Annotated in this window: 15 protein-coding genes; 10 read left to right on the forward strand and 5 right to left on the reverse strand. The window is 60.9% G+C overall.

Translation table 11 applies throughout. The annotated features are described in order from the left end of the window. The first annotated feature begins 433 nt into the window (after positions 1-433). From RCI20_RS10775 to RCI20_RS10795, 5 genes are all read left to right on the forward strand, one after another. A complete protein-coding gene (locus RCI20_RS10775; protein ID WP_306605331.1) occupies positions 434-1,831 on the forward strand; it encodes a TolC family protein in 1,398 nt (465 codons plus the stop codon). Further along, positions 1,828-3,069, forward strand: coding sequence for an efflux RND transporter periplasmic adaptor subunit (locus tag RCI20_RS10780; protein ID WP_306605333.1), 1,242 nt, complete (start codon positions 1,828-1,830; stop codon positions 3,067-3,069). The genes RCI20_RS10775 and RCI20_RS10780 overlap by 4 nt, the downstream gene beginning before the upstream one ends. Continuing rightward, on the forward strand, positions 3,069-3,791 hold the full coding sequence (locus RCI20_RS10785; RefSeq protein WP_306605335.1) for an ABC transporter ATP-binding protein: 723 nt from the start codon (positions 3,069-3,071) through the stop codon (positions 3,789-3,791). Before RCI20_RS10780 ends, RCI20_RS10785 begins: the two co-directional genes overlap by 1 nt. Further along, positions 3,788-5,017 carry an ABC transporter permease gene (locus RCI20_RS10790; protein WP_306605337.1) on the forward strand — a complete coding sequence of 410 codons (1,230 nt, stop codon included), beginning with the start codon at positions 3,788-3,790 and terminating at the stop codon, positions 5,015-5,017. Before RCI20_RS10785 ends, RCI20_RS10790 begins: the two co-directional genes overlap by 4 nt. 76 nt (positions 5,018-5,093) lie before the next feature. Beyond that, positions 5,094-6,359, forward strand: a complete 1,266-nt coding sequence (locus tag RCI20_RS10795; RefSeq protein ID WP_306605339.1) for an FAD/NAD(P)-binding oxidoreductase — start codon at positions 5,094-5,096, stop codon at positions 6,357-6,359. A 15-nt stretch (positions 6,360-6,374) separates the two neighbouring features. Here RCI20_RS10795 and RCI20_RS10800 read toward each other — a convergent pair whose 3' ends face one another. The 5 genes from RCI20_RS10800 to RCI20_RS10820 form a co-directional block, all read right to left on the reverse strand. Continuing rightward, on the reverse strand, positions 6,375-6,878 hold the full coding sequence (locus RCI20_RS10800; RefSeq protein ID WP_306605341.1) for a DUF411 domain-containing protein: 504 nt from the start codon (positions 6,876-6,878) through the stop codon (positions 6,375-6,377). Further along, on the reverse strand, positions 6,872-7,345 hold the full coding sequence (locus RCI20_RS10805) for an ankyrin repeat domain-containing protein (protein WP_306605343.1): 474 nt from the start codon (positions 7,343-7,345) through the stop codon (positions 6,872-6,874). The genes RCI20_RS10800 and RCI20_RS10805 overlap by 7 nt, the downstream gene beginning before the upstream one ends. Before the next feature lie 76 nt (positions 7,346-7,421). After that, entirely contained in the window at positions 7,422-7,919 is a 498-nt protein-coding gene (locus RCI20_RS10810) for a TPM domain-containing protein (RefSeq protein WP_306605345.1), read from the reverse strand. Further along, positions 7,919-8,788, reverse strand: a complete 870-nt coding sequence (locus RCI20_RS10815) for a YgcG family protein (protein WP_306605347.1) — start codon at positions 8,786-8,788, stop codon at positions 7,919-7,921. The genes RCI20_RS10810 and RCI20_RS10815 overlap by 1 nt, the downstream gene beginning before the upstream one ends. A 7-nt stretch (positions 8,789-8,795) precedes the next feature. Continuing rightward, positions 8,796-9,407 carry a LemA family protein gene (locus RCI20_RS10820; RefSeq protein WP_306605349.1) on the reverse strand — a complete coding sequence of 204 codons (612 nt, stop codon included), beginning with the start codon at positions 9,405-9,407 and terminating at the stop codon, positions 8,796-8,798. Positions 9,408-9,575: 168 nt separating this feature from the next. Between RCI20_RS10820 and dnaB the strand changes: the two genes are divergently transcribed. The 5 genes from dnaB to RCI20_RS10845 form a co-directional block, all read left to right on the forward strand. Further along, positions 9,576-10,982, forward strand: coding sequence for a replicative DNA helicase (gene dnaB / locus RCI20_RS10825; protein WP_306605351.1), 1,407 nt, complete (start codon positions 9,576-9,578; stop codon positions 10,980-10,982). Positions 10,983-11,085: 103 nt separating this feature from the next. Next, positions 11,086-11,817, forward strand: a complete 732-nt coding sequence (locus RCI20_RS10830; protein ID WP_306605353.1) for a Crp/Fnr family transcriptional regulator — start codon at positions 11,086-11,088, stop codon at positions 11,815-11,817. A gap of 88 nt (positions 11,818-11,905) precedes the next feature. Continuing rightward, complete coding sequence (locus RCI20_RS10835) at positions 11,906-12,046, forward strand: hypothetical protein (protein ID WP_306605355.1); 141 nt, start codon at positions 11,906-11,908, stop codon at positions 12,044-12,046. Between the two features lie 208 nt (positions 12,047-12,254). Beyond that, positions 12,255-12,983 (forward strand): LuxR family transcriptional regulator, encoded by a 729-nt coding sequence (locus tag RCI20_RS10840; RefSeq protein WP_306605356.1) that lies wholly within the window; start codon positions 12,255-12,257, stop codon positions 12,981-12,983. A 157-nt stretch (positions 12,984-13,140) separates the two neighbouring features. Next, positions 13,141-14,633 (forward strand): DUF4347 domain-containing protein (locus RCI20_RS10845; RefSeq protein ID WP_306605358.1); only part of this gene is annotated, 1,493 nt, incomplete at its 3' end.

Here is a 14,633-nt window from a genome sequence, read left to right on the forward strand (position 1 = left end):
GCGCCAATGATAGTGAGCTTCCGCTCGCGAAAGTAGGTCACCGCCAGGCTCCCACACCAAAAACCCCCCGCAGCATACCGCTACGGGGGGTTTTTACGTCTACTCGGAACAAAATTACCCGCTCTTGAATTCCGTAAACGACCAGCGAACACACCTTGTTTTTCAGGCTCAGCTATCAGGCAGCAAGCTATGCGGCAGCAATTCGCTGGGTTGAGAGCTACAAGGCATCGACCCGGGTCATCACAGCCACTCGCCTAACCAGGCAGCGCAATCTTCCGTTCAAGGATGCTGGTACTACTCCCCGGCGAAGACTCCGCAATTCTCGGGGCGACTCACTGCCCTGAGGGATGATTTTCGGCGGATGTTTGTTTGATTGCTAGTTGCCACAATTTGTAACAGCTTTGCCTATCTACTCGCGGCTAAACTGACGGCCATGCAAGCTTATATCCGAATTTTTCCTCTATTTCTGGCGTTGACCGCAATCGGCATGGTCCCGAATGCGTGGGCGGCCGATCCCTGGCGCACGGAATCCCTGTTGCCGCCGATGTCGGCGTCCAGCCTGGTGGGCAAGGAAACCGGGCAGCCTTGCGCCACGGCCTTGCCGCAGACGGCGCTGACGCCGCAGGATGCGGTCGATCTGGCTCTGTGCAATCACCCGCAGACGCGCGAAGTCTGGGCGACGGCTCGGGTGCAGGCCGCTTTGCTCGGTGTGGCGCGGGCTGGCTACCTGCCGGGAATTGATGGCCGGGTGGCGGTGATGCGCAATTTCAATGACACGGCCGATGTGACGCAGCGGACGGCAGCCTTGAGTCTGTCATGGCTGTTGTTCGACGCCGGGCAGCGGGCGGCCAGCGTCGATAATGCCCAACAATTGCTCGATGCCGCGCTGGCAACGCGCGATGCGACGGTGCAATCGCTGTTCCTCGCTGCCTTGCAGACCTATTACAACGCCCAGGCCACGCAGGCTGCCGTGCTGGCGGCCAGCGAGGCCGAGCGTTCGGCGCAGGAAAGTCTTTCGGCGGCTGAATTGCGCTATCAGGTTGGCATCGCGACGCCGGCCGATCGTTTGCAGGCGCAGACCGCTGCCTCGCAGGCCCGGTTGAATCGGCAGCGGGCCGAAGGCGATGCACGCAATGCCTTGGGCGCGCTGGCCAATGCGCTGGGTTTCCCGGCCCAGACGCCGCTGCAGCTTGCCGCCTTGCCAGCCGAACAGCGTTTGCCGCAGGATTTTCAGCAAAATCTCGATGCGATGATTGCAGCAGCACAAGTGCGGCGCCCCGATCTGAAGGCCGCCGAGGCGCAGTTGCAGGCGGCCGAGGCATCGATTGCCGTGGCCCGCGCCCAGGGTCGGCCCAGCCTTGCGCTGGCTGCTGGCCCCAGTTGGCAGCGCACCGATGGGGTCAGCAGCAACGGCAGCAGCATTGGTGTGGTGCTCAACGTGCCGATTTTCAGCGGTTTTGAAAACACTTACCGGGTTCGTTCGGCCGAGGCACAACGCGATAATCGTGTGGCACAGCGCGACCGTTTGCGCAACCAGATCACGCTCGACGTGTGGCGGGCGTATCAAAGCCTGACCACGGCAACGCAAACCCTGCAGACGACCCGCGATCTACTGGCCAGCGCCGAGCAGTCGGCACGGGTGGCGCTGGGGCGTTACAAGGCCGGTGTCGGCAATGTGCTTGACCTGCTGAGCGCGCAAAGCGCCCTGGCCAATGCCCGCGTGCAGCGCATTCAGGCCGAACTCGACTGGAACATTTATCGCGCTACCCTGGCTCAGTCCATGGGGGCGCTTGATTACTCGCTGCTTCAGGCAGCGGAGGAACAACGATGAAAAAAACAGGCAAGCTGCTGCTCGGCACGCTGATCGTGGCCGGGCTGATTGGCGCCGGCGTCTGGTATGTCAAGGTACGCGGCGAGCAGGACCCGGAAAAGCGTTACAAGACCGTTACGCTGAGCCGGGGCAACGTGACGCAAACGGTTTCGGCCAATGGCACGCTCAACCCGGTGGTGCTGATCAGCGTCGGGACGCAGGTTTCCGGCACGGTGAAAAAACTCTACGTCGATTTCAACGACAAGGTGAAAAAGGGCCAGCCGCTGCTTGAACTCGATGATGCGCTGGTTTCGGCGACCGAACGGCAAAGTGCCGCCGGCGTGATCAATGCGCAGGCGGGACTTGAATTGGCCGTAGCCAATGAGATGCGGATGAAGGCCTTGCTGGCGCAGGAATATGTGTCGAAGCAGGAATACGATCAGGCCAGCCAGGTCCTCAAATCGGCACGCGCCCAGGTGGCGCAGGTGCAGGCGCAGAACGCCCGCGATCAGGCGAATCTCGGTTTCACGATCATCCGTTCGCCGGTCGACGGCGTGGTGATCGACCGCGTGGTTGACCTGGGCCAGACGGTAGCCGCCAGTTTCCAGACGCCGACACTGATCAAGATTGCACAGGATCTGGCCGAAATGCGGATCGACACGAGTTTTGCCGAAGCCGATATCGGCAGCATCCGCGAGGGGCAGAAGGTGAAATTTACGGTCGACGCCTTCCCGAACCGCAATTTCGAAGGCGTGGTGCAGCAGATACGGCTGAATCCGACGACGCAACAGAATGTGGTGACCTACAACGTACGGATCACCGTGGCCAACCCGGACCATATCCTGCTGCCGGGCATGACGGCCTACGTCAGCATCGGTGTCCAGCAACGCGACAATGTGCTGTTGGTGCCGAATGCCGCCTTGCGTTTCAAACCGGCCGAGGCTGCCGGGAAAAAGGCGGAAAATGTCCCCAAAGCGCCGTCGACCGCAGGAATGACGCCCGGTGCCGGTGCTGGGTCTGATGGCAGCGGTCCGCCAGTGGCCGGTGCCGGCAAGGGCAAGAAGCGCGATGGGCAGAATGCTACGGTCTACGTGCTCAATGGCCAGGAATTGCAGCCGGTCAGCGTTCAGCTCGGCATTACCGACAACCGCAATACCGAAGTGCTGGGCGGCGAGTTGGCTGAAGGCGCGCGCATCGTGGTCGGCGAGAACAGCAATGGCAGCAAGCCACCGTCCTCGGTCGGCATGCGGATGTTCTGATGACTGTGGCGATGAATGCGGCAAATAACGAGCCGGTCATCCGGGTCGTCGGCCTGGGCAAATCCTACGCCACCGCCGCCGGCCTGTTTCCAGCCTTGCGCGGGGTCGATCTGAGCATTGCGCCGGGCGAATACCTGGCGATCATGGGGCCGTCCGGTTCCGGCAAGTCCACTTTCATGAACCTGCTCGGTTGTCTCGATACACCGACGGTCGGCGATTATTTTCTCTCCGGGCGCAACGTCGCGCAGATGGACAAGGACGCGCTGGCCGTTTTGCGCAACCGTACGCTGGGTTTCGTTTTTCAGGGCTTCAACCTGCTGCCGCGCATGAGTTTGCAGGACAACGTCGCCTTGCCGCTGGTTTATGCCGGCATGGACAAGGCAACGCGGCGGGCGAGGGCGCGCCAGTTGCTTGACCGGGTCGGACTGGGCAAGTATGCCGAATCCCTGCCCAACCGGATTTCCGGCGGTCAGCAGCAGCGCGTGGCGATTGCCCGGGCACTGGTCAACGCACCAAGGCTGATCTTGGCCGATGAGCCGACCGGCAATCTCGATAGTCATACCAGCGAGGAAATCATGCGCCTGTTCGGCGAACTCAACGCGGACGGCATCACCATCGTGCTGGTCACGCACGAGCCGGATATCGCGGCGCATGCCAAGCGTCAGGTGCGCTTTCTCGATGGCGAAATCGTCAGCGATCATCTGACCGCGGTGCTGCCATGAGCGCCATGATTCGTCCGATGCTCGGCGAAGCTTGGCTGGCCATGGGCGCCAACCGCCTGCGCACCGGCTTGACCATGCTTGGCATGGTGATCGGCGTCGGTGCCGTGGTCATCATGCTGGCCATCGGGCAGGGCGCGCAGTACGCGGTGCAGCAGACGATCAGCACGATGGGCTCGAACCTGTTCATCGTGCTCGCCGGCTCTTTCACGACGGCTGGCGTGCGCAGTGGCGCGGCGGGCGGCCCGACGCTGACCGTCGACGATGCGGCGGCGATTGCCGAACTCGATGGCGTGGCTAACGTGGCGCCGACGCACCAGGGATCGCGGCAACTGGTTTATGGCGCGCAGAACTGGAGTACGCAGGTCATCGGCACGACCCCGGAATATCTCGATGCGCGTGCCTGGAACATCACCAACGGCGCCGCCTTCGGCGATTCCGACGTGCGTTCGGCGACGCGGGTGGCATTGATCGGCAAGACGGTGGCGGAAAACCTGTTCGCCGACGACGATCCGGTCGGCAAGACGCTGCGCATCCAGCAGAATCCGTTCATCGTCATCGGCGTGCTTGGTGGCAAGGGACAGAATCTGGATGGGCGCGATCAGGACGATACGGTGATCATTCCGTTGTCGACCGCGCAACGCAAGGTGTTCGGCACGCCCTTCCTTGGCGCCGTGCGCATGATCATGGTGCAGGCCGATTCGGCCGAGGCCATGCCGCGTGTCATGGAGGCCACGACGGCCTTGCTGCGCCAGCGTCACCGCTTGCGCGACGGCATGCCGGACGATTTCTTCATGCGCAACCTGTCGGCCGCTGCCGAATCGGAGGCGGCGACGACGCGCACGATGTCCATCCTGCTCGGCGCTATCGCATCGATTTCGCTGCTGGTTGGCGGCATCGGCATCATGAACATCATGCTGGTGTCGGTCACCGAACGGACCCGCGAGATCGGCATCCGGATGGCCATTGGCGCGCGCCAGAAGGATATCCTCAGCCAGTTCCTGCTCGAAGCGGTGATGATTTCCTTTGCCGGTTGCCTGCTTGGTCTGCTGCTCGGGCTGGCCATTGCGCTGGGCATCAACTTCTTCACCGGCATGGTGGTGGTGATTTCCGGCACGGCGGCGCTGCTGGCGTTTGCCGTGGCGGCCAGCGTCGGCATTTTCTTCGGCTGGTATCCGGCGCAGAAGGCCGCCCGGCTTGATCCGATTGAGGCGTTGCGCTACCAGTAATTTTGATTTTTCCGGTATTTCGACGTTGACCGCAGGATTATGCTGCGCTTGTCTTTAATCGCCCTCCGGAATCGTCATGTTGCAGCATCCCGCTCGTCGTCGTCTGCTGTTTGCAGCCGGCCTGTTGCCCTTGTGTCGCCCGCTGCATGCTGCACCGCGCCAGGTTGTCGTGGTTGGCGGCGGCTGGGGCGGGTTGGCTGCTGCAGCGGCCTTGCGCCGGGATGCGCCCGAACTTGCCGTGACCTTGGTCGACCGGCAGCCGGCGTTTCATTCCTTTGCCTTGAGCAATCGCTGGCTGGTTGATCACGGTGCGGCAGCGGCGCCGATGCGGCGCGATTATGCAGCAATTGCCGCGACCCGGGCTTATCGCTTTGTACAGGCCGAGGTGACGGAAATCGACCGGGCTGGGCAGCGTGTGCTGACGATGGCAGGCGCCTTGCCTTACGATTGGCTGGTGCTGTCGCCCGGTATCCGCGAAGATTTCTCCGCCTGGCAGATGGACGATCCTGCTGCGGTCAACCGGCTGAAAAGCCGTTTTTCCGGCGCCATGCTGCATGCCAGCGAACTGCCCGACCTGAAGGCGCGGCTGCACGATTTTACCGGCGGCGATCTGCTGATGACCATTCCGCCGTTGCCTTACCGCTGCCCGCCGGCACCGTATGAGCGCGCCATGCTGATTGCCGGTTGGCTGGAAAAACGCCGTATTCCCGGCCGCTTGATCATCGTCGATCCCAATCCTTTGATGCCGGTGTTTCGCCGCATCCTGCTCGAACGTTTTCGCGATCGGGTGAGCTATCTCGACCATGCGCACGTGCGCTCGGTCGATCTCGAGCGGCGTAGCGTGACGACTGATGTCGACGACATCCGTTTCGACATGGCCTTGCTTAGCCCACCGCAGCAGGCCGCCGGGCTGCTCCGGCAGGCCGGTTTGCTGCATACCGATGGTTGGGCGAGGCAAGGGATGGCAGGGATGGCGGCGGGCACACTCGAGCAGCCCAGCTTGGTCGACGAACGCATTTTCATCATCGGCGACGCGGCTGGCGTCGTTTCCCCGCTGTTCGGTCATTACCCGAAGACCGGTCACCTGGCCAGCCGGATGGGGGCCAGCGTTGCCGCCCGGATTGCCGCGCAGGCGGCTGGTCGGGACAGCGCTGTCCATTTGCCGGACAGCGTTTGTCATCTGTTGTCCGGCATCGATCCGGATGAAGGCACGCGGATCGAGACGGCGTATCGCCTGCGCGGCGATGGTTTCCTGTTGCAGGACGTCAGGCAGTCGCGTGTGCCGGCACCGGCTGGGGAGGATGTTGCCTGGGCGGCTGCGCGTTACCGCGAGTTTTTGTAGGCCGGCTGGGGCGACTCAGTGGCGTGCCCAGGTTGAGGTCTGGCCGTCGGGCAGTACCAGCAGGGTTTCGTAGAATTCGCGGCGGACACGCGGGGCGGCGGTTTCGGTGTCGAGGACCGTGCAGGCAGTCTGGCAGATCGGGCTGGAATATTCGCGGCCGGGGGCGCCGAGTGGCAGGCCAGGCACGGCGAGACCGCGTGCCTTGGGTTTTTCCTGCAGCAATTCCTTGATCTGGTCGGCGTGCACATGGCCTTCGATGAAGTAGCCGGCGATGCTGGCACTGGGGACGGCTTCCAGATCCTTCGGGACTTTCAGCCGGCGCTTTACCGCGTCCATGTCATCGGTTTGCGTGACCTTGACGGTGAAGCCGTGCTGGCGCAAATGTTCGGCCCAGTCGATGCAGGCCAAGCAGACCGTGGGCATGAAAACTGCAATCGGAGGGAGGGCCGGCGGCGTTTCCAGCGCATGGGCTTGGCTGGCAGCCGCCAGCAGCAGGGTGCAGGCCAGGCGTTTCAGCATGGTTTGCCTGCCTTGCAGCCCTTGAGTATCCATAGCGAAATGATGCCGGCGGCTTCATCGGCCTTGACCTTGCGTGCCATCGAGGTCGGGTCGCGGCCGTTATCGGTGGTGGCTTGCGCGTCGGCGCCGGCTTCCAGCAAAACGCGGGCGTGCGTTGCCCGGCTGGCGTAGGCGGCCATATGCAGCGGCGTGGCGCCTTCGCCGTCGCGGGCATTGACGTTGGCGCCGGCGGCGATCAGCGCGCGCAGGGCGCTCAGGTCAGGATTCATGGCCGCCAGATGGATGGGCAGGGAACCCAGCGACGTGCGCGAATCGCGTGCTGCCGGGTTGGCCGCCAGCGCCTGTCGCACGTCGTCGCCACTGCCGAGGCGGGCGGCGTTGTGAATCGGCTGGTCAAAACTGAGCGGTTCGGCGTGCAGCGGTGCGGCACTCAGCCAGGCGGCAAGCAGCAGGAACAGGCAGCGCAAGGGGCTCTCCTTGATGAGGGTCAGGCTGCTGATTGTTGCCGTGTCCCGGCGAACAATCTTTGATCCATGCCGGGTTTCACAGCAACTTCGGCCGGTTGTCCAGTTCGTCCGGATTGTCGGTGGTGGCCGGGAAATGCATGCTCAGGAGCGCAGTCATGCGGTCGACCGCGTCGAGCAGACCTTTTCGCCAGGCGCCGGCAGCAAAAGCTGCTTCGATGTCGTGGCAGATCGCGGCCCATTCGGCGGGCGCAACTCGCGCGGCAATGCCGGTATCGGCGAGGATTTCGACCTGCCGGTCGAGCAGTTGCACGTAAATCAGGATGCCACTGGCTTCCCGCGTCTGGTCAACTTGGTAGCGCTTGAACAGTTCTGCCGCCCGGCTGCGGCAGTCGGTGTCGTGCCACAAGACCGAGAACGGCAAGGGGCCTTCGATGACGACGCAGATTTCGCCGCGATGCGCCTGTTCCGATTGGCTGACCGCCTTTGCGATAGCCTCCAGATCGTCCTTGCGGAAGGCGCGGCGGACCAGCCAGCCGGCGGCCGTCAGATGTTTCAATTTACGCCACAGGCGCATCACCATCTCCCCGAGGCGCCGCCGCCACCAAAACTGCCGCCCCCGCCGGAAAATCCACCGCCTCCGCTGCTTCCGCCACTTCGCCCGCCGCCGGAATGCCAGCCGCCACCGCTGCCGCTACGCAGGAAGGAGGCGCCGAAGGTCAATACGGCGGCAATCAGCGCGGCGATCAGTGAGCCGAAACTCATCCAGGCCAGCCAGCCGGCCAGCAGGGAAACCGCCAGTGAACCCGCGATGCCGAACAGGGCGCGGGCGATGCTGGCGACGAAAATCGCAATGAACAAAAGGCTGTCGGTATCGAAACTTGCCTCGCTGTTTGGCTGGCGCGTGACCGGGGGCGGCAGGGCTTCGCCGCCGATGACTTTTGCCAGTATTTCTACGGTCGACCGCAATCCGCCGGCAAAATCCCCGTCGCGGAAATGCGGCACCATGTGTTCCTCGATGATGCGTTTGGCCACCGCATCGGGAATCGCCCCTTCGAGTCCGTAACCGACTTCAATCCGCATGCGCCGGTCGTCCTTGGCGACAATGACGATGACGCCATCGTCTACGCCCTTGCGGCCGATTTTCCAGGTCTCCGCCAGACGAATGCCGAATTGTTCGATGCTTTCCGGCTGCGTCGTCGGCAGCAGCAGGATGGCGATCTGGGCGCCTTTTTCCTGTTCGAGTCCGGCGAGACTTGCGGTCAGCGCCGACTTTTCTTCAGCGCTCAGCGTTCCTGTCAGATCGGTGACGCGGGCGCTGAGTTCGGGCAGCGGCATGGGCGTGGCCGTGGCCGCCAAGCTGGCGAATGGCAGGATTGCCAGACAAAAGGCAAGGCAAAGCCCGCGGAAAAGGCCTTGCCGGATGGTGTCCTGCCAGTGCGTCATGATGGGCTTATTTACTACCAAAACTGACGCTGGGCGGCGTCGCAATGGCTTTTTCATCCTCGACGGCGAAATTGGCCTTGGGCTGCATGCCGAACACCATCGCGGTCAGGTTGTTGGGGAAGGTGCGGACCGATACGTTGTAGGTGCGAACCGCTTCGATATAACGATTGCGCGCCACGGTGATACGGTTTTCGGTGCCTTCCAGCTGCGCCTGCAAATCGCGGAAATTGGCATCGGCCTTCAGTTGCGGATAGTTTTCGGCAACCACCAAGAGCCGGGCCAATGCACTGCTCATGCCAGCCTGAGCTTGCTGGAACTGGGCGAAAGCCTGCGGATCGTTGATCAGTTCCGGCGTCGCCTTGATCCCGCCGACGCTGGCGCGGGCTGCGGTGACCTGGGTCAGCACGTCTTTTTCATGCGCCGCGTAACCCTGAACGGTCGCCACCAGATTCGGCACCAGATCGGCGCGGCGTTTGTACTGGTTGAGCACCTCAGACCAGGCTGCATTGACCCCTTCATCGTTGATCTGGATCTGGTTGTAGCCGCAGCCGCTCAATGTTGCGGTCAACAGGGCAAAAAGCGAATAAATGGCGAGCTGGCGAAAAGCGAGTAAGGACATGGCGGCACCGGTTGGGCGGGATTGAGACGGGGGGACGCTGTACGGATTAACGGGGCGTCCGGGCGAAGTATTGATTGAGGATATTAGTCTTTGTCCGGTCAAGGCTCAACCGGTTGGAGGTCGCTCAGCCGCTATAATGCGCATCCCCCATGTCGATTGAACACCACCATGAATCAGCGTCCGAACAAGCCCAGAGCGACTGACTCCTCGCTCGACATGCTGCGTGTACCGCCGCACTCGATCGAGGCCGAGCAATCCGTCCTTGGTGGTCTGTTGCTCGACAATCAGGCCTGGGACCGGATGGGGGATCTGGTTACCGATACCGATTTTTATCGTGACGAACATCGCCGCATCTTCCGCCAGATTCGCAACTTGCTGGAGAAGGCCAAGCCGGCTGATGCGGTGACGGTGGCTGAAGCGCTTGATGCCGCAGGCGAGGGCGACCAGACGGGGGGCTTGGCCTATCTGGGCGAACTGGCGGCGAATACGCCATCGGCTGCCAATATCCGGCGTTATGCGGAAATTGTCCGCGAGCGCGCAGTCTTGCGCCAACTGGTCGCGACGGCCGATGAAATCGCCTCCGATGCGTTGAATCCGCTGGGCCGCGATGCGGCGTCGCTGCTCGACGAAGCCGAGTCGAAAATCTTCAAGATTGCCGAAGCGGGGGCAGGGCACACCGAGGGGTTCGTCCATATCAACCCGCTGCTCACCCAGGTAGTTGAACGCATTCAGGAATTGCACGACCGGGATAATCCGTCGGATATCACCGGGGTGCCGACCGGTTTTACGGATCTGGACCAGAAAACTTCCGGTTTTCAGCCCGGCGATTTGATCATTGTGGCCGGTCGCCCGTCGATGGGAAAGACGGCCTTTGCGCTGAATATTGCCGAAAATGTGGCCGTCGATACCGGTTTGCCGGTGGGCGTCTTCTCCATGGAAATGGGCGGCGCCCAACTGGCCATGCGGATGCTGGCCTCGATTGGCCGCCTGAATTCGCAAAGCCTGCGCACCGGGCGGATGAACGATGACGAATGGTCGAAACTGTCGTTCGCTCTGGGTAAATTGCATGAGGCGCCAATTTATATCGATGAAACCGGCGGCTTGAGTCCGGCCAATCTGCGTGCGCGCGCCCGCCGCTTGGCGCGTCAGTACGGTGGCAAGCTTGGCCTCCTGGTGATCGACTACATTCAGTTGATGAGCGGTAACCGGCAGGGCGAAAACCGGGCCACCGAAGTCTCGGAAATTTCCCGTTCGATCAAGTCGCTGGCCAAGGAGTTGCAGGTGCCCATCGTCGCGCTCTCGCAGCTGTCGCGTAAGGTCGAAGAGCGCACCGACAAACGTCCGATGATGTCCGACTTGCGCGAATCCGGCGCTATCGAGCAGGATGCCGACGTGATCCTGATGATGTACCGCGAGGAATATTACAAGCCGGATACCGAAGACAAGGGGCTTGCCGAGGTGATCATCGGTAAGCAGCGTAACGGTCCGACCGGCACTGTGCGCTTGGCCTTCCTCGGCGAATACACACGTTTTGAGAACCTCGCATCGGGTGGCTTCCAGGATGCACGGGATTAACACGGGGTTTTGATGCAGCCAAAACCCCACATCGGGCGGCTTTCTGGACGCCTGGAAGCAAGCACCGCAGGCTTTTCAAAACTAGAGGCTGGATAGAGCAAAGATGAAAAAGAAAAAAATGCCGAGCGGTCCGCCGCCCGATCCAAAGCTGAATCACATGTTGGCGTCGCTTCCTGTCAGGGATTACGAACGCCTGCTGCCCGATCTTGAACTGGTTGAAATGCCGCTCAACTGGACAATGTCCGAGTCTGGTGACCATGTGAATTATCTGCATTTCCCGACCTCTGGCATTGTCTCGCTCATCTACTCACTGGAAGATGGTTCCTCAAGCGAAACGGCGTTGGTTGGCAAAGAAGGTCTGGTCGGCATCTCCATTTTCATGGGCGGCGAGAGCATGCCGAGCAGTACGGAAGTGCAAAGCATCGGCCAGGCTTATCGACTCAGCAGGAAGGTCATGAAGCACGAGTTCGCGCTCGGCGGCAAATTACAACACGTAGCGCTACTGTTCACGCAGGCGCTGATTGCCCAGACATCGCAAACTGCCGTATGCAATCAGCACCATTCGCTGGATCAAAGAATGTGCCGTTGGCTGTTGATGACGCTGGACCGGAGTCAGGGCGATCAGTTGGTGGTCACGCAGGAGGCGATTGGCCGGTTGCTGGGCGTTCGTCGCGAGAGCGTGACCCAGATTTTGGGCCTGTTCGAAAAAGATCATTTGATAACACGTGGCCGTGGCCGCATTACCGTACTTGATCGCGCCAGGCTCGAAAAACGCGTGTGCGAGTGTTATGCAGTAGTGCGGGACGAGTATGAGCGTTTGCTGCCGAGCAAGTGATGGGCTGCGGGACAGACACTCGCAGGCGCTGGAGGTTTAGCTAGTCCGTCTGGGACGGCACCCAGATGAGGCGCTGGTGGCAGGCAGCGTGAGCTATATCCTCGATGGCGGGGCGGGGACCGACCTCGCGGTGTTCTTCGGCAGCATCAATGACTGGCAGGTCAGTCTGAACGTAGCTCAGGAAGTCGTCTTGTTCCAGCAGTCTGCCGGGGGGCTGCCAACGCGCTGAATGATCCCGAATCGATTTTAGTACTGGTGAGACAAAATCCCGCACTAGGCTGTCACACCTGACAGTTACATCTTGCTTCCTGTGCCCGGACAATCAGGCAAAGTTTCTTGATTAACGCCTTGCTGGATAAACCTGTCACCTGTGACAGTATCTTGCAGCAGGGTTTTGTCATGACAATGCAACCTTGTCGTCACTCTGTCGGGCCTGTATGGATATCCATTTTCACGAGCACTTTCTGAAGGTGCTTAACGCACCCAGTACCGATGCGCTGCGCGATCTCGTGCAGCAGGCAGTGGAAATGCTTGGTTTCCAGCATTACATGTACCTGCTCAGTCTGCAGGATCGAAGTCAACCGGATGGGCAACGAATATTTTCTCTGGCGACCTATCCGGCAGAGTGGATCGAGATTTACACCGCAAATCGGTACTACCTGATCGATCCGGCCGCGAGTCACATCCGACAGCACCATTACCCGTTACCGTGGTGCAACGAAACCTTCCGCTCCCCGAAGGCGGCAAAAATGTACGCCGAGGCTCGTCGTTTCGGCATTTCAGCCGGCGTGACCTGTCCTATCGTGACTCAACACAAGGACATTGCCGGTTTCGGCTATGCCAAGGCAGGTGATGCCGACGAATGCTTCTCTGATTCCGTGCGCTCCATGCCCTACGGGCACCTGCTGGCGAGTTATATGCACGAAGCCGTCTTGCGTTTGCTGGAACTGCATCCAGCGCCACGCAACAAGGAACTGACCCCCCGTGAAGCGCAGTGCCTGAATCTGGCCGCGCTTGGGATCAACGATGGGGAAATTGCCGAACGACTGGGTATGAACATCCGGACAGTCCGTTTTCACCTGAGCAATGTGCGCGAAAAGCTGGGGGCCAGTACCCGTACACAAATGATTGCACGCGGCATTGAAATCAATGCCATCGGGTTGTAAATGCATGAATTTCTAGCCCCTTGATTCTGTCTTGCGTTTTTTTTCGATATTCAACGTCACTCAAGGTTTTGCCATCGTTCCCTGAGCGTTCCTCTCCATCAGCCTTCATCGTTTGATGCCTGGCCCAGACTGAAAGCCAACTGCTATGACTACCTCCTTGCCCCCAATCGCTCTCGATTCCCTTGCCGGAAACGCCGTATCGGACGAAGGACGTAACGAAGTCGCATTCATCCTTGACAATGTCACCGAGTGGCAAACTTTGGCTCAAGGGGTGCGGGCTGGGGTCGAGGTAGTGCGTATTGATAGTCGGGGTGACGGCCTGGCGCAAATGGCCGACTATCTGGCGCGAAAAGCGCCGGGCAGTGTCGACGCCATTCACTTGTTCGGCCACGGCAGCAATGGCGCCATCAATCTGGGGAGCTTGACGTTAAACAGCGCCAACCTGAACCAGCATGGCCACACGCTGGCCCGGATTGGCGCGGCGCTGAGTGCCGAAGGCGATTTTCTGCTTTACGGCTGCGCTGTGGCGGCGAGCGGGCAGGGAGACAGCTTCATGGCTGATCTGGCTGCGCTGACTGGGGTCGATGTTGCTGCTTCGGATGACAATACCGGGGCTGCCCGCCTGGGGGGCGACTGGGTTCTGGAAAGGTTTACCGGTGCAATCGAAACCGCCAGCGCGATAACGGCAGAGGGCGCCGATGCCTGGAATCATGAACTGCCTACCGCCGACTTCACGACATCCACCGTTGCCGGGGACTATTCGTCAGTGACTACCACGGTGTCGGACGTCGCCATCACTGTCTCAAGCACCAGCGCTGACGGCGTCAACCGCGCAGATATAGAAGAGATGTTGAGTATCGATCTGGGGGGGCTGGGTAACCTTGTGTACAAGCGTAATGGCATGGATACGTATACGGGGGGCTCCTACGGGGATGATGAGCCCATGACCGTTACATTCGATTCCGCGGTCAATTTGGTAACGGTGGACTTGCTCACACTCAATACGCTTATAACAGGGAATGTCACATTAGAAGTGAAAGTCGTTTTGACTCCCAGCGGTGGCAGCAATTCTGCCGTCACCTATACCTTTACTGATAGTGTCTATGACGGCCATCAGACGGTAACGCTGAATTGGACGGAGGTCTCCTCTTTTACCGTCAACCGTCTCGCCCATATTTCCTCTGATACGGAGTCTTCTCTCGGTATTGACAATATCATCTTCAACACTGGCCCTGCAGGCCCGACGGTGACTGATACCAATATCTCGGTAAGCACCAGCGGTAGCGGCACGGGTGGCGCCTACAAGGTCGGTGATACGGTGACGGCGCGGTGGAATAACACGACAGGCGGGGAAAACCAGTCCGGCATCACCGGCGTCACCATGGACTTCTCGGCATTCGGCGGCGGGCCGGCGGTAACTGCCAGCAATGATGGGTCAGGAAACTGGAGCGCCAGTTACACCATCAGCGCCGGTACCATCGATGCCGGCAACCGCAACGTCTCGGTCAGCGCGACCGATGGCAACGGGACGACCAGCACCGCAGACAGCAGCAACCTGACGGTGGACAACCAAGCCCCGGGCGTCGGCGATGCCCGCATCTCGATTTCCGGCGCCAGCGGTACCGGCGGCGCGTACAAGATCGGCGACAC

Origin of the sequence: Azonexus sp., from assembly GCF_030824335.1 — a bacterium.
GTDB lineage: Bacteria > Pseudomonadota > Gammaproteobacteria > Burkholderiales > Rhodocyclaceae > Azonexus.